Source organism: Sphingomonas sp. 3P27F8 (assembly GCF_005502745.1).
Classification (GTDB): Bacteria; Pseudomonadota; Alphaproteobacteria; order Sphingomonadales; family Sphingomonadaceae; genus Sphingomonas.
The window spans coordinates 133957-154172 of sequence record NZ_SCNL01000001.1; the positions used below are offsets into that span (position 1 = coordinate 133957).

The window sequence follows — 20216 nt, forward strand, 5'->3', positions numbered from 1 at the left end:
CTCGTTTATTTTTGCTGTATTACAGAAATAAATCACTTCCCTCAAGAGGGCTGATCCGCTGGCGCTTTTCCGGGCGAGCCTGGTATATCGTTCATGTGCGGTTGATCGACGCTCTGCCACAACTCGCCGCGTCAACAAAGACGGGAGCCTTCGAATCTCATGCGTTTTCTTCTCACCCTCGCCGCGGCAGGCGCCGCGATCGTCGCCGTGCCGGCGCTCGCCGCCGATACCGCGATTCCCGATGGCACGACGCTGGATGTCACCGCGACGGGGAAGGTGACGCGCACCCCCGATATCGCCACGATCCGCGCCGGGGTCGTCACCCAGGCGCCGACCGCTGCCGCCGCCTTATCGGAAAATGCTGCGCGGATGAGCCGCGTGATCCAGTCTCTGAAGGGCGCCGGGATTGCCGAGCGTGACATCATGACGAGCAATGTCGGGCTGTCGCCACAATATCGTTACCAGGAAAATCAGGCACCGGTGATTACCGGCTATCAGGCGAACAACACCGTATCGGTGAAGTTTCGCGACATCTCGCGCAGCGGCGCAGCGCTGGACGCGCTGGTGAAAGCCGGTGCGAACCAGATCGACGGCCCGTCCATGTCGATCGACAAGCCGCAGGGCGCGCTGGATGAGGCGCGGACGGAGGCGGTCAGGGCCGCCCGCTCGCGCGCGGAGCTTTATGCGAAGGCGGCCGGCCTGCGGGTGGTGCGCATTCTGTCGATCAACGAGAATGGCGAGAATGACGGCGGCTCCCCGCGCCCGCCGGTCATGTACATGGCGCGCGCGCAGAAGGCGGAGGCGGACACGCAGATCGTCGCCGGCGAGACCGACCTGTCGGTGACGCTCGCGGTGCGTTTCCTGCTCCAGTAAAAAACGAAGCGGCCGCCCGATGCATTCGGGCGGCCGCGATGTTTTCGTCGTCTGCGTTCAGGGGGCGCTTAGCGCACCGAACCGCGACGCACGAGATTGACGATCGCCAGCAGAACCACCGCACCAAGCAGCGATACCAGGAACGAGGTGAGCGTCAGCGGCGAATTGTTGATCGATCCGCCCGACAGGATCAGGCCGCCGATGAAAGCGCCGACGATCCCGACGATGATGTTCAGAAAAATGCCCTGCTGCGCATCGGTGCGCATGATGATGCTGGCGAGCCAGCCGATGACACCGCCGATGACGAGCCAAAGAATGATACCCATGACCTTCTCCCCTGCAAAGACCCAGGCACGTCCGGGCCGCGTGGAAGGATAAAATGTCGAGCGGTCATTTTTGTTCCGATCGCGTAACCTGCCCGGCCCGCCGCCCGATGCCGGGCCATCTCGCGAACGAATAAGGCGCTGGTGCTGCTTCCTCCGCCCCGCTGTTGTCCGAATACGGGAAGTAGGAATAGGCACCCGCGCCGCTTGCTGTCCGGCGAACCGGATCGGGCATGAGCGTCAGTATTTCTGCTGGCGCTCGTACAGCGTCTTGTAATGCTGGATGCGCGTCACCCGAAGCCCTGGCATCCCCGACCGGTCGATCGCGCGTTGCCAGCCGGCGAACTCCTCCACGGTGAGGCCGTAGCGCTCGCAGACTTCGTCCACCGTAAGCAGGCCGCCGTTCACCGCGGCGACCACCTCGGCCTTGCGGCGCACCACCCACCGCGTCGTCGTGACCGGCGGCAACGAATCCAGCGTCAGCGGCTCACCAAGCGGCCCGATAACCCGTGCGGGGCGAATTTTCTGGTTCTCTATCATAACTTTAACTTTCGGTTCGGGGCGGGGGGCCCCCTCTCCAATCACAACAACCATGGCCTAATATGCAGGCCGTTGAGGGCCGGCTAAGCGGCACGGTAAACGCGGCCTTCATTCATCTTTCCATTCCGCCAACGCCCGCGCTGTGGCGCCGTTGAACGAGCCATCGTCCGGGGCGAAGCGCGTCGCGACAACTGGCCCGTGGGTCATCCGGGCATGCGCGATCGCCGTCGGCGATGCCGCCTGCCGCGCCGCCATCCGGACCAGCAGTACCGCCAGACCGACGGGCAGCGGCACTGCTGTGTCGGCGCGCCTGTCGAACCTGGCGAAACTCAAATCCATTGCGACCCTTTTGTTTTTTCACGCCCGTTCGGCGCGTTGGGGTCGTTGTAACCGGCGTTGCTGAAAGTCCCGTAAAGGGCGCTGAAACAGTTCATTCACCAAGGTTACTTTGCGCTCCGCCGCGCCCTCCTGTATCGGCGCCCGTCATGGATCAGGCGGATTTCCAGTTGGGCGAAAGCCTGTCGGGCAGGCGTATCGTCGTCGCGATGTCGGGCGGGGTCGACAGTTCGGTCGTGGCGGCGCTCGCGCATGCGACCGGGGCGGAAACGATCGGCGTCACGCTGCAGCTTTACGATCATGGCGAGGCGGTCGGCCGCAGCGGATCGTGTTGCGCTGGGCGGGATATTCGCGATGCCCGCGCGGTATGTGATCGGCTCGGCATCGCGCATTATGTGCACGATCATGAATCGCGCTTCCGCGAGACGGTGGTGGATAAGTTCGCCGACGAGTATCTCGCCGGGCGTACGCCGATCCCGTGCATCCAGTGCAACATGGGGCCGAAATTCACCGATCTTTTCGCGCTGGCGCGCGATCTTGGCGCGGATTGTCTGGCGACGGGCCATTATGTCCGCCGGGAGATCGGCGCGGATGGGCCGGAACTGCATCGCGGGCGCGATCCCGCCCGCGACCAGAGCTATTTCCTCTTCGCCACAACCCGCCCCCAACTCGATTTCCTGCGGTTCCCGCTTGGCTCATTGCCGAAGGCGCGGGTGCGGGAGATCGCTGCCGAGCTAGGTCTTGGCGTCGCGGCCAAGCCGGACAGCCAGGACATATGCTTCGTCCCCGATCGCGACTATGCCGGGCTGGTTCGCAGGCTGCGCCCTGAAGCGGATACGGCGGGCGAGATTGTGGACCTGGATGGCCGAACGGTGGGGCAGCATCGCGGCATCATCCACTTCACCGTCGGTCAGCGGCGAGGTCTGGAGATCGGAGGTGCGCCAGAGCCGCTATACGTCCTGCGCGTCGACGCGGCGGAGAAGCGAATTGTGGTCGGCCCGCGCGCCGCGCTTGCGGTCTGCGCTGCGCGGTTGGAGGGGATAAACGCGCTGGGGCCGCTCGATCGCCCCCTGACCGCGAAGGTGCGCTCGATGGCGAAGCCGGTGGCAGCGAGGCTGTCGGGCGATCGGTTGATGTTCGATGTCCCCGAATATGGGGTCTCGCCCGGCCAGGCGGCGGTACTCTACGACGGGGACCGCGTGCTCGGCGGCGGATGGATCGCGGAAACCGAGCCTGCGATGATGAACGCCGCCTAGTCCGCCGCCACCGGGCCGCCGCCGCCGGAGGGACGACGGCAGAACCACACCACGATCACCAGCACAGCCGAAAGCCACGCCGACAGCCGGAACAGATCCGTCGAGGCGAGCAGATATGCCTGCCCCACCATCTGCCGCGTCACCGCCGCGGCCGCCTGTGTCGCGTTCAGGCCAAGCCTCGCCATCCCCTCCACCGCCATGCGATAAGGCATGCCCGTTCCGATCGCCTCGGAGAGATGTGCCTGATGAAACGCCTCTCGGCGATCCCAGGCGGTGGTGATGATCGAGGCGGCGAACGCCCCCGCCACGATTCGCGCAAAATTGGAAATGCCCGTGGCCGACGGAATCCGCTCGGGCGGGATACGATCGAGCGATATGGTCACCATCGAGAGGAAGAATGTGCTCATCGACACGCCCTGCACCAGCAGCGGCAGCGTGAAATCCCAGAAGCTCGCGGTTGTCGTATAACCGGACCGCATCCAGTAACTCACCGCAAAGCCGATGAAAGAAATCGTCGCCAGGATGCGCGCGTCGATCCTGCCGGCCGCGCGCGCGGCAAACGGCGTCAGGAGCACCGCGACCACCCCGCTGGGTGCGGCGACCAGCCCCGCCCATGTCGCGGTATATCCAAGCTGGGTCTGCAACCATAAGGGCAGCAGCAGGATATTCGCGAAGAACACCGCGTAGCCGAGGCAGAAAGCGATCGTCCCGATCAGGAAGTTGCGGTTCGCGAACAGCGTCAGGTCGACCGTCGGGTTGGCGTCGGTAAGCTCCCAGATCAGCCACGCGGCGAAGGTGATCGCGGCCATCACCGCTAGCACGACGATCATGGGATCGCTGAACCAGTCCGCGTTCTTGCCGAGATCGAGCATGATCTGAAGCGAGCCTACCCACAACACCAGCAGGATCAGCCCGATCGTATCGATCGGGACCCGCGCGGTCGGCGTCTCGCGATCGCGCAGGTTGAACCAGCAGATCGAGGCGGCGAACATCCCGAACGGCACGTTGATGAGGAATATCCACGACCAGTGATAATTGTCGGAAATATAGCCGCCAAGGATCGGCCCCATGATCGGGGCGACCAGCGTCGTCATCGACCAGATGCCTAGCGCCGTGGAGCGCTTGTCCGGCGGGAAAATCGATATCAGCAGCGCCTGGCTTCCCGGCATCATCGGCCCGGAAACCGCCCCCTGCAACACGCGAAAGGCGATGAGCGACGGCAGGCTCCATGCCAGTCCGCACAGGAACGAGGCGATGGTGAACATTACCAACGACACGCAGAAGGTGCGCACGACGCCGAACCGTCGCATCAGCCACCCGGTCAGTGGCACGGAAATGCCGTTGGCGACCGCGAAGGCGGTGACGATCCACGTCGAATTGTCACTCGATACGCCGAGATTGCCGGCGATCGTCGGCAGCGAGACGTTCGCGATCGTGCTGTCCAGCACCATCATGAAGGTGCCGAGCGCCAGCGCGATCGCGACGAGCGCACGACGCCCGCCCTCCATCGGGCGGGGCTGCGGGGGCGCGGCGCTGGCCATGTTCCTATCGCCTCAGCGGTTCGCCGCGACGATCTCGCGGATGCGCGCCTCGACCGCCGGATTGCTCGCGTCGGTCGCCACGTCGCCACGATAGGGCGAAGCCGCCTGCTTCGCGAGCCGAACCCCGGAGAGATCGGCGGTGTCCACCGTGGCCTTCACCGACAGACCGACCCGAAGCGGGTTTTTATCCAGCTCCTTCGGATCGAGCGCGATGCGCACGGGCACGCGCTGCACGATCTTGATCCAGTTGCCGCTGGCGTTCTGCGACGGTAGCAGCGCGAAGGCATTGCCGCTGCCCGCGCCGAGACCGACGACGCGGCCATGATAGACGACCTTCCCGCCATACATATCGGACACCACCTCCGCCGGTTGGCCGATGCGCACATCGCGAAGCTGCGTCTCGCGCAGATTGGCATCCACCCACAAGCGGTTGAGCGGCACTACCGCCATCAGCGGCGCGCCAGCCTGAACCTGCTGACCGACCTGCACGGTGCGCTGCGCGATCACGCCATCGATCGGCGCGATGATGTGCATGTGGCTGCGGATGATCGCCGCACGGCGATAGGCGGCGATCGCCGTCATCACCGTCGGATTGTTGTTCACATCGGTGCCGGCCACGGTGCTGCGCGCCTGCGATTTCTGAGCGCGCGCCAGATTGAGCGTGGCGGTCGCAACCTTCACCGCATCCGCCGCATGACTAAGCTCCTCGCCGGAAATTGCGCCGGACGCGGCGGCGGCTTTGCGGCGGGCATAGTCCGCCTGCGCCGCGGAAAGCTGCGCCTGCGCCTGGATCACCGCGGCGCTGCTGGCCCCGACCCTGGAGAAATCGGCACGGGTCGCGCGGACCGCGCGCGCCAGTTCCGCTTCGGCTGCGGCCAGGTTGACGTCCGCGGTCGCGGGATCGAGATCGATCAGCGGCTGCCCCGCCTTCACCGCCTGCGTATTGTCGGCGTGGAGCGACACCACCGTGCCGCCGTCGCGCGCGGTGATCGCCACCACGTCGCCCGCGACATAGGCATCGTCGGTTTCCTCGGACGGCGGGGCGAGCAATACGCCAAAGACAAACCATGCGAGGGCGGCAAGCACCACCACCACGGCAAGCACGGTCAGCAGTCGCTTGCGGGCACCCGGATTGCCGCGCGGCAACGCGGCCGCAGGGGTCGGATCGTTATGCACGGGATTGTCTGCGTCGCTCATTGCTGAATGTCCCGGGAAGGATCGAAGCCACCACCGAGCGCCTGCGCGAGCTGGGCGCGCGCGGCGAGCGCATCGATGACAAGATTGGTCTCGGCAAGCTGCGCGTCGAGCAGCCGCACATCGGTGTCGATAAGGTCCAGCCGCGAGGCGAGCCCGCTCGAAACGCGAATGCCGTTGAGCCGCGCAGTTTCAGCATAGCCGCGTACCACGTCGCTCTGTTTCGCGCGCTCCGCATCGGCAGCGCGAGTCTTCGCCACGGCGTCCGCCGCCTCTCGCACCGCACCGACGACCTTGCCGTTATAGTCCGCTATCGCCAGATCGAGCCCGGCATTCGCTCCGGCAAGATCGGCCTTGAGCCGTCCACTATCGAAAATCGGCAGATGGATCGCGCCGCCGCCACCGGCAACACCGGAATCGGCATCGAAAAGATTGCCCAGTCCAAGCGCCTGCAACCCGGCGAGCGCGGAAAGATTGACGTTGGGATAGAAAGCGCGCCGCGCGACCTGGCGCCCGGCCGCCGCCGCCGCGATCCTCGCCTGCGCCGCCGCGATATCCGCGCGACGCGCCAGCAAATCGGCCGGGATCGTCGAAGGGATCGGCAACGTGGCATCAGCGCGCACATGCGTAACGCCGATCGTGGCGGGATAATCCGCGCCGCGACCGGCCAGTGCCGCCAGCGCGTTCGCCGCGAGCGCTCGCGCCGCCTGTGCGCGGGTCAGCGCCAGTTGCGCCTGCGCGAGAAGCGTGGTCGCTGCCTCTCGATCGAGCTTGCTCGCCAGATTGCTGCGAATGCGCACATCGGTCAGCCGCAGCGACTGGGAACGCGCCGCAATCGTGCGCCCGGCCAGCGCCGCCTGCCGTTCCGCGCGCACCACCTCAAGGTAGGTGGAGACAGTCGCCCCCTCCAGCATCAGCCGCGCCGCCGCCGCGTCCAGCTGCGCCGCCTGTGCCGAGGCGCGCGCACCCGCGATCGCCGCCTTCTGCCGCCCGAACAGGTCGAGGTTCCAGGCAAGATTCGCTTGCACGTTGCCCAGGAAGCGCACGGTGCCGCCATAGGGCGGCGGAATGATATAGGTGCCGGAGAGACGCTGAACCGTGCCGTCCGCATCGAAGGTTAGGTTCGGCCCATCGTCGGCGCGCCGCGAGGCGAGTGTCGCCTGCGCCTGACGCACGCGGGCGGCGGCTGCATCCAGCGACGGATTGCCCGCGATCGCATCCGCAACGATCCGGTCCAGCTGCGCATCTCCTAGCGCACGCCACCATCGCTGATCGACTGCGCGCAGATTCGCGTCGGTCAGCCCCAGATCGGCAGGAGCTTTCGGGTTCACCGCCGGGCGCGTATCCGGCGGCACGCAGCCCGCCAGCGATACGCCAGCCAGCAACGTCATGATCGTCAGGCGTCGCATGGCCCGGCCTTCTCCATTGATGATTTCAGTCGCCGCATCATTGTCAGCTGCGAATCCACCTCTTCCCGAGTCCAGTCAGCGAGCCAGTGATTCCAGCATTCGATAACCTTGCGCCGACCGCGCATCGCCACCTCGAAGCCAACCGGGGTAAGCGCCAGCCGGATCACGCGACGATCATCTTCGGCGCGGGTGCGCTCGACCCAGCCGCGCTCTTCCAGCGCATCGATCAGACGCGTCATCGCGCCCTTGTCATGTGCCATGTTGCGGGCAAGATCGGCGCACGTATCCGCAAAACCGAAATGCAGCGACACCAGTGTCATCCACTGCGTTGCCGTAACGCCCTCTTCCGCCAGCACACGATCGAGCCCCGCCATGCTCATCTGATTGATGAGCCGGACGATGTACCCCGGCGACGAATCGGGGACAAAGTTGGTCTCGTCGAACAGTGTCATTTCGTTGCTTTGGCAATCATTGCTCTGGCAGTCAACTGCCCTTTCGACGCGCTTTACGTTGCCCGCTCCCCGCCGTAGCGTCTCCGCTGTTGTTACAGGAGTTCTCGCTTGCGTTTTATGACGATCAGCGGCGCTGCGCTTGCACTGGCGCTCGCCTCCCCAGCCGCTTTCGCTCAGTCCGGCGCCGGCAAGGCAGCTCCGGTCTCACGATTGGTCCGCGCGATCGATATCCCTTACGAGCAATTCACGCTCAAGAACGGCTTGCGCGTCGTCGTTCACACCGATCGCAAGGCCCCGGTCGTGGCGGTCAGCGTATGGTATGACGTCGGGTCGAAGCATGAGCCGGCCGGCAAGACCGGCTTCGCGCATCTGTTCGAGCATCTGATGTTCAACGGCAGCGAGAATGCGCCGGGTGACTTCTTCGAGCCGCTCAAACAGGTGGGCGCAACCGATCTGAACGGCACCACCTATTTCGATCGTACCAACTATTTCGAGACGGTGCCGAGGTCCGCGCTCGATCGCGCGCTGTTCCTCGAAAGCGACCGCATGGGCTGGCTGACCGGCGCGATCACGCAACGCGTGCTCGATACGCAGCGCGGCGTCGTTCAGAATGAGAAGCGTCAGGGTGACAATCGCCCCTATGGCCTGATCCGCTATAAATTGACCGAGGGGCTGTTCCCCGCCGACCATCCCTATGGCCACACCACGATCGGCTCGATGGCGGATCTCGACGCCGCCAGCCTCGCTGACGTGAAGGGCTGGTTCCACGATCATTATGGTCCAAACAACGCCGTACTCGTCCTGGCCGGAGACATCGACGCCGCCACCGCGAAGCCGCTGGTGGAAAAATATTTCGGCGCGATCCGGCCCGGTCCGAAGAGCGTGCTGCCGAAGGTCGCCGTCCCGACGCTTGCCGCCCCCAAGGCCGAGGTGATGAAAGATCGCGTCGCCGCCCCGATGGTGCTCAAGGCATGGGCGATCCCCGGGCTGAACGACCCGGATTCGGTGCCGCTGGACGTGGCGGCGGCAGTGCTGGGCGGCCTCGCCAGTTCGCGGCTTCAGAACGTGCTGGTGAAGCAGGAGAAGCTGGCGGTGGATGTGGGCGCGGACGCGGATGATTTTGCCCAGGCCGGCATGTTCACCGTCAACGCGGTCGTCCGCCCCGGCGTCGATCCAGCGGTGGTATCGAAGCGGCTGGACGCGATCGTCGCCGATCTCGCGAAAAACGGCCCGACCGCGGACGAGGTGCAGCGCGTACTTACCAGCGCCGTCGCCGGCCGCATCGGCGGGCTGGAGCGAGTCGGCGGGTTCGGCGGCAAGGCGGTCGCGCTGGCCGAGGGCGAGCTCTATTCGGGTGACCCCGGCTTCTACAAGAAACAGCTCGCCGCGCTTGCCGCGCAGACGCCGGAAACCGTTCGCGCCGCCGCCCGCAAGTGGCTGGAGCGCCCCGCCTATACTCTTACCGTCGTACCCGGCGAGCGCGAGCATTATGCCGAGGCGCTGGCCGGCGCGCCAAAGCCGGAAATGTCGCCCGAGAAGGCGCCTAAGGGAACGCGCGGGCCGATCCCGGCGGCGGGCGCGGTCGCCGATCTCGCTTTCCCGAAAGTGGAGCGCACGCATCTCGCGAACGGCATCGAGCTGATCTACGCCAACCGCACCACCGTGCCGATCACGCGCGGCGTCCTCAGTTTCGATGCGGGCACCGCTGCCGATGTTGCCGACAAGCTCGGCACCCAGACGCTGACGCTGGCGATGATCGACGAGGGCACGCCAAAGCTCGATTCGATCCGGCTCGCGGAGGCGAAGGAGCGGCTCGGGCTGAATATCTCGACCGGCTCTTCCGCCGACCGCACGACCCTCAGCTTTGAGGCGCCGAGCGCGAATCTCGTGCCGGCGGTGGCGCTATGGGCCGATATCGCCCGCACGCCCGCGTTTCCCGAAAGCGAGTTGCCGCGCGTGAAAAGCCAGCTGCTGGCCGGCATCGCGCAGGAACTGACCGATCCGGCCGGGCTTACCCGCCGCGTGCTGCCCCCGATCCTCTACGGCGCCGGCAGCCCGTATGCGAAGGGGCGCGGAAGCGGCGACGCCAGGGCAGTGGAAGCGCTCACGCGCGCTGATCTGCTTGCCTTCCGTCAGGCGTGGCTGCGGCCCGACAAGGCGAAGATCTTCGTCGTCAGCGATCGGCCGCTGGCGGAGGTGAAGGCGGTGCTGGATAACGCGTTCGGGGAATGGCGGCCGAATGGCGCCGCTGGCGAGAAAATTTTCCGGGAGGACCGCAGCCTGCCCGCCCCGCGCATCGTGCTGATCGACAGGCCGGACTCGCCGCAGTCGCTGATTTCGGGCGGCCTGCGCACCTCGCTGCGCGGCACCGACGATCTGCTCGCAGTGACAACGGCAAACGACTCGCTCGGCGGCGATTTCCTCAGCCGCCTCAACATGGATCTGCGGGAGGACAAGCATTGGTCCTATGGCGTGTCCGGCAATTTCGTTCGCAACGCTTTCGCCGCGCCCTATGTCGTCCGCGCGCCGGTCCAGGCCGACAGGACCGGCGCGTCGATCGCGGCGCTGCGTGACGACATGACCGCATTCGTCACCACCAGGCCGATCACGCAGTTCGAGTTCGACCGAAGCGTTGCCGACGCGACTCGCTCGCTCGCGGGAAACTTCGAGGCAGGGAGCGACGTGCTGGCCGCGATGCAGGCGAACGACCTTTATCGTCGGCCGGACGACTATTACGCCACGATCACGCAGAAATATCGTGCGCTGACCCGCGACGAGCTGGACGCTACGGCAAGGCGGGTGATCGACCCGAAGCGCTTTGTGTGGGTAGTCGTGGGCGATGCGAAAGTCGTGAAGCCGCAGCTTGACTCGCTCGGTCTGCCGGTCGAGGTCGTCACGGCTGCGTCCATCGCGGACGCGAAATAAGGAGAGCGCCCATGGCCGTTGATGGCACCTACGATATCACCGTGAAATCCCCGCTCGGTGATCAGAAATCGACCCTCACCGTAAAGACTGACGGCGCAACCTTCACCGGCACCGCTGCCGGCGCGATGGGTTCGTCCGACATCTCCGGGGACGTCGACGGGAACACGATCAGCTGGAAGCAGCAAATGACCGTGCCGATGCCGATGACGCTCGACATGAAGGCGACGATCGATGGCGACAGCGTGACCGGCACGGTCGGCGCCGGGGCGTTCGGCAGCTTCCCGCTGAACGGCACGCGCACCGCCTGAGAAATCCGTCCCGGGATACGAATTCGGCCACGCTGGCATATGCTGGCGTGGCCGATTTCGTTCACGTTAGAGCGCGGTTCAGCGCCAAAGCTGCCGATTGACGCAACCGTGCCTTTTTGAGACGATCCGTTTCATGGGCGGGATAACATCCAACGCGATCTACCTTGCCTCGTCGCTTACGGCCGCCAGCAATGCCTCGGCGGTGGCAGCCGAAACGACCGTCGTCCCGGTTATCGTTGCAGATGCTCCGCAACCGACGCAGCCGATAACGCCGCTCAGTCGCGGCTATGTCATCCTCGATGTGCCGGCAGCCGCCCGCCCGCCGGAAACGCCGAACCTTGGCGAGCTTATCAACACGGAGATCCGGCGTCACGCAGAGCAATATAGCGCTCCGGGCCCCGTTACATCGCCTTGGGCGGCCGGTCCTGGTGAGAGCGCTCCGCTCGCCGGTGATACCGGCGACATGGATCGCGACGTGCTTGCCGAGCATGAAACGCGCATCGCCCTGTTGAAGCAGCGGATCGACCGGCTGCGCGCTGATCATAAGGACAACGCCGCGGCCCTCATTCGCGATCTGGGCACACGCCTGAAGCGCGCCCAGGCCGCGCGAAAGCTCGCGATGGCGCGCGCGATTCTGACCGGCGACAATGCCCGCCCCGGCGAGCAGATCGCGGCTAGTCTTTCGGGCGATTCCCTGCCGCCCGTATCGGCACCGTCTGCGCACAAGCCCATCGCGCGCTTGGTAACAGGGAAGCACGGCAACGTGATCGCCCGCGCCACGCCCGATTCTCCAAAACCCAGGGATTTGGCGATCGGGCGAGCACCGCGCGCGTACGGACGATCGCTATCCCTCGGTCAGATGGCGACGGCCAAAGCGCTTAACGGCGTCCAGCTCGCCCATGCCACCGCGGCGGGATGGCGTTCCTCACGGGTACACCATGTCACGACGCGTCGAAATGCGCCGACCGATCGCCGCCTCGTCGCCTCGACCAAAGCCGATCGCACCAGCGCTTACCGCCTCGCCCATGCGCGTCGCCTGCTGTCGAACGCCCGCACCAAGCTGGCGTCGGCCGGGAAGCCTCCGGCAGTCTCGATCAGAACGGTCGGCTTATGGCAGTGGGACGGCAGCGACAAATGGACGCTCGCCAGCTATCGGCGCCCCCGGGCCTGAAACTTTCCGGGTCTAGCGCTTGAGGCGCGTGACATGCCCCATCTTGCGCCCCGGCCGCGCCTCGCGCTTTCCGTAAAGGTGCAGGTGCGCGTCGGGCTCCGCGAGCAGCTCGGGCCAGCGCTCCCAGGCGTCGCCGATCAAATTCTCCATCTCCACCCGGGGGGCGGTAAGCGCGACATCGCCCAGCGGCAGGCCGCAGATCGCACGGACATGGTTTTCGAACTGCGAGGTCGTCGCGCCCTCGATCGTCCAGTGGCCGGAATTGTGCACACGCGGCGCCATCTCGTTGAACACGGGGCCGTCATCGGTGGCGAAGAATTCACACGTCAGCACGCCGACATGGCCGAGCGTTTCCGCGATTCGCCCGGTCAGCGCCGCCGCTTCCGCCCAATGACGCGCGATCTCGGCCGGCGCGGGCAGCGTCGAGCGGGCGAGGATCGCATCCTCATGCACGTTCCACGGCGGCGGATAGCTTACCATCGTGCCGTCCGCCGCGCGTACCAGCACGATCGAGAATTCGTGGCTGAAGGCAACGAACGCCTCCAGCACGGCGGGGCCCTTGATCGCCTCCCACGCCGCGTCGGCATCGGCAGGGGCATGCAGCCGTACCTGCCCCTTCCCGTCGTAACCCATGCGTGTTGTCTTGAGCACGGCGGGCGTCCCCACGCTGGCGATCGCGTCGTCGAGCGCGGCGCGGCTGTTCACCGCCGCCCATTTCGCGGGCCGGCCGCCAAGCTGCTCGACGAACTTCTTCTCCGCCACCCGCTCCTGCGCAACGCGCAACGACGCCGGAGAAGGACGCACCGGCACCCGCTCGGCAAGCCATTCGACCGGCTCGACCGCGATATTCTCGAATTCGTAGGTCACCACGTCGCACTGCGCGGCGAAATCGGCGAGCACGATGCGGTTGTGGTAATCCGCGCGTGTCAGCGAGGAGGCTGTCTGCGCCGCGACACTCTCGCGATCCGGCGCCAGCACATGAGTGCGATAGCCCAACTCGGCTGCGGCCGATGCCAGCATCCGTCCGAGCTGGCCGCCGCCCAGGATGCCGATCGTCGATCCGGGAGGCAGGATCGTCATTGCGGCGTATCGGCCACGCTGTCGGTCTGCGCCTGCCGCCACGTCTTGAGCCGCCCCTCCAGCGCCGGATCCGACAGCGCGAGAATCGACGCGGCGAGCAGCCCCGCATTGGTCGCCCCGGCCTTGCCGATGGCGAGCGTGCCGACGGGTATGCCCCCCGGCATCTGCACGATCGACAACAGGCTATCCATGCCCTTCAACGCCTTGGACTCCACCGGCACCCCCAGCACCGGCAGATGCGTCATCGCTGCCGCCATGCCCGGCAGATGCGCCGCGCCGCCCGCGCCCGCGATGATGACGCGGATGCCGCGATCGGCCGCGCCATGAGCATAATCGTAAAGCCGCTGGGGGGTGCGATGCGCGGAAACGACGCGGGTCTCATGGGCGATGCCCAGCGCGTCGAGCACGTCCGCCGCGTGTCGCATCGTCTCCCAATCGGAAGTGGAGCCCATGATGATGCCGACTTGCGCCATTGCGGGCGGTTAGCGGGACACGACGTTGAGGGCAATGCCCGGATTGCGGTTCAACGCGCCTTGCGCTTCCCGGGGAGCGCTTCTTTCTGCGGCACGAACATCGGCGCGATCACCGGCGCGGAAAAACAATCCGGGATGGCGTTATCGTAAACGCCGCCGCGCACGCGCTCATCGCGCGCACCCTGCCCGGCGAGCGGCACGAACATCGTCCAGCCGAGCGAGCATCGCGTCGTGCTGGTTGCCCCGGTCTTGGTGATGACAAGCAATTGCTCGCTCGCCCATGTCGCCCCGACAGGCATCACCAGACGACCACCGACTTTCAACTGGTCGAGTAACGGCTGGGGCACCTTGTCGCTGCCGGCGGCGACGATGATCGCGTCGAACGGCGCGCGCTCTGCCCAGCCGGCGAACCCATCACCGCTGCGCACGTCGACATTGGCATAGCCCAGCCTGGCCAGGCGTTCGCGCGCAGTCGCGGCGAGGTCCGGCATGATTTCGACGGATGCGACATGATCGGCAAGGCGCGCCAGCACCGCCGCCTGATAGCCGGTGCCGGTGCCGATATCGAGCACGTTCGCATGCGGGGGAAGCTGCGCTGCCGCCGTCATCAGCGCCACCGCGGAGGGGGCTGAGATCGTCTGGCCGTCGGCGATGTCCAGCGATCGATCGGCGAATGCGAGCTTGCGCTGGGCCGCCGGCACGAACGCCTCGCGCGGCACCTGCTCCAGCACAGCGAGCGCGCGCGCCAGCGCGGCGTTGTCCGCATCCGGGGCGGCGCGATGGATCGACTGCCTGATCGCCGCGACCATCGCCTTGCGCCCGCCATCGCCCGTGCGCGAAGCGGCCGGCGCCGCCACCGCCAGCAGCACGAGCGCCGCCAGCCACCACGCGCGCGTGGTTGGAATTTTGTTCAACGCTCGCTCAGGTAATAGCGGTCGGTGGCATTGAGCGCGTCGTCCAGCTCGTAGACGATCGGTTGGCCGGTCGGGATTTCGAGGCTGGTGATCTCGTCGTCCGGGATGTTGCTGAGGTGCTTCACCAACGCGCGCAGCGAATTGCCGTGGGCGGAGATCAGCACGCGCTGGCCATCGCGCAGCGCCGGGGCGATGCGCGTTTCCCAATAGGGCAGAACGCGCGCGATCGTGTCCTTCAGGCTCTCGGTCGCGGGCACGTCGATCCCGGCATAGCGCCGGTCGCTGGCGAGGTCATAGGGGCTGCCCGCCTCCAGCGGCGGTGGCGGCACATCGAAGCTGCGGCGCCAGATATGGACCTGCGCCTCGCCATGCTTCGCCGCCGTCTCCGCCTTGTCCAGCCCGGTCAGCCCGCCATAGTGGCGCTCGTTGAGCCGCCAGTCCTTCTCGGTCGGCAGCCACAGCCGCCCCATCGCCTCCAGCGCGAGGTTGAGCGTCTTGATCGCGCGCGTCTGGAGCGAGGTGAAGGTCATGTCGAAATCGAGGCCACGGGCGCCCATCAGTTCCCCGGCGGTGCGCGCTTCGGCAGCGCCCTTCTCGGTCACGTCCACATCCCACCAGCCGGTGAAGCGATTTTCGAGGTTCCACGCCGACTGGCCGTGGCGGATGAGGACGAGGCGGGGCATTGGCTCTCCTTGCGATGCGGGCGGCCGCTCTGTAGCGCGTCCTGCATATCGGGCAACCTTTGGGAGAGAAGCGATGGCAATCGTCCGGCAGACCTTGGTGTATGACGGCCCCGGCGGCCCGTTCGAGGGCGTGATCGCCTATGAGGACGAGGTGGAAACCCCGCGCCCGGGCGTGCTGGTGATCCCGAATATCCTGGGCCAGAAGGAATCGGACAACGTCCACGCCGAAAATCTCGCCAAGCTCGGCTATGTCGGCTTCGCCTGCGACGTTTTCGGACAGGGCCGGCGCAAGACGCGCGAATCGCCGGCGATGTCGGAATATATGGATGAGCTGAACGCGGATCGCGCGCTGCTGCGGGATCGGCTCGTCGCATCGCTCGGCGTCCTCAAGGGCTTCGGTCATGTCGACCCGGCGAAGACCGCGGCGGTGGGTTATTGCTTCGGCGGCAAATGCGCGCTCGACATGGCCCGCGCCGGGCTCGACATCCGTGGCGCGGTAAGCTTCCACGGCGTCTACGACCGGCCCGATTACGCGAACGTCAACCCGATCGGGCCGAAGCTGCTGGTGTGCCACGGGTGGGAAGATCCGATCGCCCCGCCCGACGCGATGGTCGCGCTCGGCAAGGAACTGACCGAAAGCGGCGCGGACTGGCAGATCCATGCTTATGGCAATGCCGGCCACGCCTTCACCGACATCGAGCTGAAAGGGCACAGCCCGCATCCCGCCGTCGCCTATGAAGAGCGCGCGGACCGGCGGAGCTGGGCGGCGATGCAGCATTTCCTGGCCGAACTGTTCGTCTGAAACGTCGCCCTCCAGCAGGGGGGCGAATCAGGCTGGCAGCCGCGCGGCGCGCGTGTAAATATGCGCGCCCACGCGGGGGGCCGCGTCTTCCACAACCACGCGGGTATCCATGCATCGTTTTCTTATCGGCATTGCCGGCATCGTCGTGATCCTGTTGATCGCGCTGGCATTGTCGACCGATCGCCGGGCGATCCGGCCGCGCGTCGTCGGGGCGGCCTTCGCGCTTCAGGCGGGGATCGCGGTGATGGTGCTATACGCGCCGTGGGGGCGGCACGCGCTGGCCTTCCTGTCCGGCGGCGTGGCGAACCTGCTATCCTATGCCAATGCCGGCACCGCCTTCCTGTTCGGAAAGCTGGCGGATGATCCGCTGGGCAAGAATTTCGCGATCCAGGCGCTGCCGGTCATCATCTTCTTCGCGGCGCTGGTGTCGATCCTCTACCACCTCGGCATCATGCAGCTCGTGGTGCGCTGGATCGGCGGCGGGATCGAAAAGATCATCGGCACCAGCAAGGTGGAGAGCCTGTGCGCGGCGGCGAACATCTTCGTCGGCCAGTCCGAATCGCCGCTTGTGATCCGCCCCTATCTCGCCGGCCTCACCCCGCCGCAGCTCTTCACCGTGATGACGAGCGGCATGGCGGGCGTCGCCGGCACGATCCTGGCGGCCTATGCCTCGATGGGGATCAGGATCGAATATCTGCTCGCGGCCAGCTTCATGGCGGCGCCGGGCGGCATCCTGATGGCGAAGATCATCATGCCGGATCGCGCGCAGCCGATCGAAGGCGAATTGCCGCTGGGCGACATGAGCGATGAGGATCGGCAGATCGCGATCGCCGAGGCGCGGATCAGCGGCAAGGGCCCCGCCGCGCTACTTCCCGAAGGAACCCCCGGCGAACCGATGCCGCAGGCGACGCATGACGAGGAGCGCCCCGCCAATCTCATCATGGCCGCCGCCCAGGGCGCGCAGACCGGCGTGCGGCTGGCGGTAGCGGTCGGCGCGATGGTGCTGGCGTTCGTCGCGCTCGTCGCGCTCGCCAACGGCATCCTCGGCGGGATCGGCGGGTGGTTCGGCTATCCGGGGCTGAGCTTTCAGGGGCTGCTTGGCTATGTGTTCGCCCCGGTGATGTTCCTGCTCAACGTGCCGTGGCATGAGGCGGGGATCGCGGGCGGGCTGTTCGGCCAGAAGATCGTGCTGAACGAATTCGTCGCCTACATTTCGCTCGGCGAGCAGCAGGGCCAGCTCAGCCAGCGGACCGTTGCGATCATCACGTTCGCGCTGTGCGGATTCGCCAACTTCTCGTCGATCGCGATCCAGATGGCGGTGACGGGCAGCCTCGCGCCCAACCAGCGCCCCGTCATCGCCCGGCTCGGCGTGCGTGCGCTGCTTGCCGGCAGCCTTGCCAATCTGATGTCGGCGGCGCTCGCCGGTCTGCTGATCGCCTGACGCGATTCACGCGGCGCGCTGGCGGCTCACCCGGGGCCGGCGCGTCCGCCGGCGCTGCGTCCAGACGAACTGGGTGGCGACGCCGAAGTTGAACACCGCGCTCATCAGCGCCCCGGCGATGCCGGCCAGCGGCCAGTTGTCGATGCCCGCCAGCACCAGATCGGCAACCCCGATGTTCGCGATCCCGCCGATCGAGCACACCAGGCAGAATACGAAATAGCCAATGACGAACCGGCCGCCGCGCAACCGCTGCGAACGATATGTCACCGAATTGTTGATGACGTAGTTGAGCGTCATGGCCACCACCGTCGCCGTCGTCTGCGCGACGAGGAAAGTGCTGCCAAACGCCTTCAGCGTCTGCAGCACGACAAGGTGGGACAGCAGGCCCAGCCCGCCGACCGCAGAGAACAGCACGAAGCGCGGCGGGATCAGCCCGCGCGTCACCTTCTCGATCAGCAGGAACAGGAATTCCAGCATGATCATCAGATCGACCTTGCTCTCCCCTTGCGTCCGGTTGCGGAAAACATAGGGGATCTCGGTGATCTTCAACTCGCGCGGGGCGGAGCTGATGATGTCGAGCAGGATCTTGTAGCCCTGCTGGGACAGATCGTGGACGCAGGCGTGGAACACATCGCGGCGGATCGCGAAGAAACCGCTCATCGGATCGCTGATGCCAGTGCCGAGCACGATATTGGCACACCAGGTGGCGAAGCCGCTCATCGCCTGCCGGTCCCTGGACCAGTCGCCGACGCTGCCGCCCTCGACATGCCGGCTGCCGACGACCAGATCGCTGTCGCCATCCGCGATCAGCGACAGCATCCGGGGCAACAGCCGCTCGTCATGCTGAAGATCCGCATCGATCACCGCGATTACCGGCGCGGTCGCCGCGAGCGCGCCTTCCACCACCGCCGAGGCGAGCCCGCGCCGGCCGATCCGGCGGATGCAGCGCACCGGATAGCCCTCGTGCGCTACCGCAAACGCCTCTTCCGAGGTGCCGTCGCCGCTGTCGTCATCCACGACGATCAGTTCCCAGCGCGTCTCGCCCATCGCCGCCGCGATCGCCATCACCAGCGGGCGGATATTGTCCCGCTCGTGATAGGCGGGCGAGATGATCGACAATTGCGGCACGGCCGGCCGCGCGCCGACCGGGGCCGAACCCGCCATCGTGACGGCCGCTCCGTCGGGAGCCGGGGTTACTGACATGGGCGAAACCTCGAAAGAACAGGCGGGACGCGGGTTGGCGCGCCGGTAGCAACATCCCCCGCGCTTAGCCAGAAAAGCGTAAAAATGCCGTGCCGCCCGCGATCAGGGCGCGACGAGCGTCGTCTCCTCGGCCAGCGGCCGCCGATCCTTGCGGTGATCGGGCCCGCTGCGCACGCGCGGCAGAAACCAGCGCTCGACCAGATACCAGCTCGCCACCCCCGCCGCGAGCGAACAGGCCAGCGCGGCGATCACGAATACCGGAAACGGCACCACATGCCGCAACAGCGCCACCAGCATCTGCTGGATCGGAAAGGCATAGAGGTAGCAGCCATAGGAAAAGTCGCCGAACCGCGCCGCATTCCCCATCCGCACCCGCGCGTCGAAAGCGAGATAGAGCACGCCATACACGAGGGTCGGCGGCAGCAGCAGCCGGGTGAGCACCAGCCGTAGCGGATCGGCGAGCGGCAGATGCGCCGCGATCAGGGTGGCCGCGACGAGCCCGGCCAGCAGCCATCCGCTGCGCGGCACCCGATCCCGATAGATATACGCCGCCCCGCCGAGCACGAAGGGCGGCAGCACGTTGAACCAGAAATAGGCGACGCCGATGATCGCCTTCAGGCTGCCGCCGTCCGGGTGGCGGCCGGTCATGTCCAGCCACACCCGCACGGCCATCACGCCGATGGCGATCACCAGATAGGCGGGCCGCCACCGCAACACCCCGCACAGGCCGAGCGCCATGACCCCCAGATAGCACCAGAATTCGTACGGGATGCTCCACAGCGATCCGTTCACCGCGCCGCCGCCGAACGCATCGGACGTGATGATATAGTTCCTGAGCAGCAGATTGGACGCGATGCCGAGCATTTCGGCCCCGCGCAGTGCACCGAAGGCGCGCGATGAGAATGCCGGCACGATCACCAGCGAACACAGCGTCACCGCGATCAGATAGCCGGGATAGATCCGCATCACACGGCGCTTCAGATAGCTGCGCCACGTCGTCGATCGCTGCCAGCTTGCCGTGATGAGGAAGCCGCTGATCGCGAAGAACGCCAGCACACCCAGATTGCCGGCGTTGTACGTGCCCGCCATCGCGAGCGAAATCCACTCACCCGCTTCGGTATGAAACCAGAGCGCGAAGGAATGCGACCATACGACCAGCAGCGCCATCGCCAGCCGGATCGCATCGAAATTGTTGCTGCGCTGCGCCTTGTCGTCGCGGGGGATCAGAAGCGGCATGGCGCGATCCTGCGCGCGGGGCCGGCGCGAGTCGAGCCGTCGATCGCCGCCCCACG

Annotated in this window: 20 protein-coding genes; 7 read left to right on the forward strand and 13 right to left on the reverse strand. The window is 66.4% G+C overall.

Annotated features, from left to right (window positions below; translation table 11 throughout):
- Positions 1 to 159 precede the first annotated feature (159 nt).
- Positions 160 to 873, forward strand: a complete 714-nt coding sequence (locus tag FFS35_RS00635; protein ID WP_137785181.1) for an SIMPL domain-containing protein — start codon at positions 160 to 162, stop codon at positions 871 to 873.
- Between the two features lie 68 nt (positions 874 to 941).
- Here FFS35_RS00635 and FFS35_RS00640 read toward each other — a convergent pair whose 3' ends face one another.
- From FFS35_RS00640 to FFS35_RS00650, 3 genes are all read right to left on the reverse strand, one after another.
- Positions 942 to 1199, reverse strand: a complete 258-nt coding sequence (locus FFS35_RS00640; RefSeq protein WP_137785182.1) for a GlsB/YeaQ/YmgE family stress response membrane protein — start codon at positions 1197 to 1199, stop codon at positions 942 to 944.
- Between the two features lie 237 nt (positions 1200 to 1436).
- A complete protein-coding gene (locus tag FFS35_RS00645) occupies positions 1437 to 1736 on the reverse strand; it encodes a DUF1153 domain-containing protein (RefSeq protein ID WP_137785183.1) in 300 nt (99 codons plus the stop codon).
- 108 nt (positions 1737 to 1844) lie between these two features.
- Positions 1845 to 2075 carry a hypothetical protein gene (locus tag FFS35_RS00650; protein WP_137785184.1) on the reverse strand — a complete coding sequence of 77 codons (231 nt, stop codon included), beginning with the start codon at positions 2073 to 2075 and terminating at the stop codon, positions 1845 to 1847.
- Between the two features lie 146 nt (positions 2076 to 2221).
- Between FFS35_RS00650 and mnmA the strand changes: the two genes are divergently transcribed.
- On the forward strand, positions 2222 to 3328 hold the full coding sequence (gene mnmA, locus FFS35_RS00655; RefSeq protein WP_137785185.1) for a tRNA 2-thiouridine(34) synthase MnmA: 1107 nt from the start codon (positions 2222 to 2224) through the stop codon (positions 3326 to 3328).
- Here the strand turns inward: mnmA and FFS35_RS00660 are convergent.
- The 4 genes from FFS35_RS00660 to FFS35_RS00675 are packed head-to-tail and all read right to left on the reverse strand — an operon-like array spanning position 3325 to position 7924.
- Positions 3325 to 4869 carry a DHA2 family efflux MFS transporter permease subunit gene (locus FFS35_RS00660; RefSeq protein WP_137785186.1) on the reverse strand — a complete coding sequence of 515 codons (1545 nt, stop codon included), beginning with the start codon at positions 4867 to 4869 and terminating at the stop codon, positions 3325 to 3327. The two genes, mnmA and FFS35_RS00660, sit on opposite strands and share 4 nt — an antisense overlap.
- 12 nt (positions 4870 to 4881) lie before the next feature.
- Positions 4882 to 6066: an efflux RND transporter periplasmic adaptor subunit gene (locus FFS35_RS00665; protein ID WP_137785187.1), complete on the reverse strand. Its 1185-nt coding sequence runs from the start codon at positions 6064 to 6066 to the stop codon at positions 4882 to 4884.
- On the reverse strand, positions 6063 to 7472 hold the full coding sequence (locus FFS35_RS00670; protein ID WP_137785188.1) for an efflux transporter outer membrane subunit: 1410 nt from the start codon (positions 7470 to 7472) through the stop codon (positions 6063 to 6065). Before FFS35_RS00670 ends, FFS35_RS00665 begins: the two co-directional genes overlap by 4 nt.
- Positions 7460 to 7924 (reverse strand): MarR family transcriptional regulator, encoded by a 465-nt coding sequence (locus FFS35_RS00675; protein WP_137785189.1) that lies wholly within the window; start codon positions 7922 to 7924, stop codon positions 7460 to 7462. Before FFS35_RS00675 ends, FFS35_RS00670 begins: the two co-directional genes overlap by 13 nt.
- 117 nt (positions 7925 to 8041) lie before the next feature.
- On the opposite strand from FFS35_RS00675, the gene FFS35_RS00680 reads away from it, so the two are divergent.
- The 3 genes from FFS35_RS00680 (at position 8042) to FFS35_RS00690 (ending at position 12328) form a co-directional block, all read left to right on the forward strand.
- Positions 8042 to 10849: a pitrilysin family protein gene (locus FFS35_RS00680; protein WP_137785543.1), complete on the forward strand. Its 2808-nt coding sequence runs from the start codon at positions 8042 to 8044 to the stop codon at positions 10847 to 10849.
- A gap of 11 nt (positions 10850 to 10860) precedes the next feature.
- Positions 10861 to 11157: a hypothetical protein gene (locus FFS35_RS00685; protein WP_137785190.1), complete on the forward strand. Its 297-nt coding sequence runs from the start codon at positions 10861 to 10863 to the stop codon at positions 11155 to 11157.
- Between the two features lie 133 nt (positions 11158 to 11290).
- Positions 11291 to 12328: a hypothetical protein gene (locus tag FFS35_RS00690; RefSeq protein ID WP_137785191.1), complete on the forward strand. Its 1038-nt coding sequence runs from the start codon at positions 11291 to 11293 to the stop codon at positions 12326 to 12328.
- 12 nt (positions 12329 to 12340) lie between these two features.
- Here FFS35_RS00690 and FFS35_RS00695 read toward each other — a convergent pair whose 3' ends face one another.
- From FFS35_RS00695 to gpmA, 4 genes are read right to left on the reverse strand one after another with little or no spacing between them, the layout of a single operon-like run.
- Entirely contained in the window at positions 12341 to 13408 is a 1068-nt protein-coding gene (locus tag FFS35_RS00695) for a 5-(carboxyamino)imidazole ribonucleotide synthase (RefSeq protein WP_137785192.1), read from the reverse strand.
- Positions 13405 to 13881 (reverse strand): 5-(carboxyamino)imidazole ribonucleotide mutase, encoded by a 477-nt coding sequence (gene purE / locus FFS35_RS00700; protein ID WP_137785193.1) that lies wholly within the window; start codon positions 13879 to 13881, stop codon positions 13405 to 13407. Before purE ends, FFS35_RS00695 begins: the two co-directional genes overlap by 4 nt.
- Before the next feature lie 50 nt (positions 13882 to 13931).
- On the reverse strand, positions 13932 to 14795 hold the full coding sequence (locus FFS35_RS00705) for a protein-L-isoaspartate(D-aspartate) O-methyltransferase (RefSeq protein WP_137785194.1): 864 nt from the start codon (positions 14793 to 14795) through the stop codon (positions 13932 to 13934).
- Complete coding sequence (gpmA, locus tag FFS35_RS00710; protein ID WP_137785195.1) at positions 14792 to 15478, reverse strand: 2,3-diphosphoglycerate-dependent phosphoglycerate mutase; 687 nt, start codon at positions 15476 to 15478, stop codon at positions 14792 to 14794. The genes FFS35_RS00705 and gpmA overlap by 4 nt, the downstream gene beginning before the upstream one ends.
- Positions 15479 to 15551: 73 nt before the next feature.
- On the opposite strand from gpmA, the gene FFS35_RS00715 reads away from it, so the two are divergent.
- Both FFS35_RS00715 and FFS35_RS00720 read left to right on the forward strand, forming a co-directional pair.
- Positions 15552 to 16280 carry a dienelactone hydrolase family protein gene (locus FFS35_RS00715; RefSeq protein ID WP_137785196.1) on the forward strand — a complete coding sequence of 243 codons (729 nt, stop codon included), beginning with the start codon at positions 15552 to 15554 and terminating at the stop codon, positions 16278 to 16280.
- A gap of 109 nt (positions 16281 to 16389) precedes the next feature.
- Complete coding sequence (locus tag FFS35_RS00720) at positions 16390 to 17721, forward strand: NupC/NupG family nucleoside CNT transporter (protein WP_137785197.1); 1332 nt, start codon at positions 16390 to 16392, stop codon at positions 17719 to 17721.
- 6 nt (positions 17722 to 17727) lie between these two features.
- On the opposite strand, the gene FFS35_RS00725 is transcribed toward FFS35_RS00720, so the two are convergent.
- Positions 17728 to 18885 (reverse strand): glycosyltransferase family 2 protein, encoded by a 1158-nt coding sequence (locus tag FFS35_RS00725; RefSeq protein ID WP_137785198.1) that lies wholly within the window; start codon positions 18883 to 18885, stop codon positions 17728 to 17730.
- A 141-nt stretch (positions 18886 to 19026) separates the two neighbouring features.
- The gene (locus tag FFS35_RS00730) at positions 19027 to 20160 is read right to left on the reverse strand and encodes an acyltransferase (RefSeq protein WP_137785199.1); all 1134 of its coding nucleotides are present in this window, start codon (positions 20158 to 20160) and stop codon (positions 19027 to 19029) included.
- Positions 20161 to 20216 lie beyond the last annotated feature (56 nt).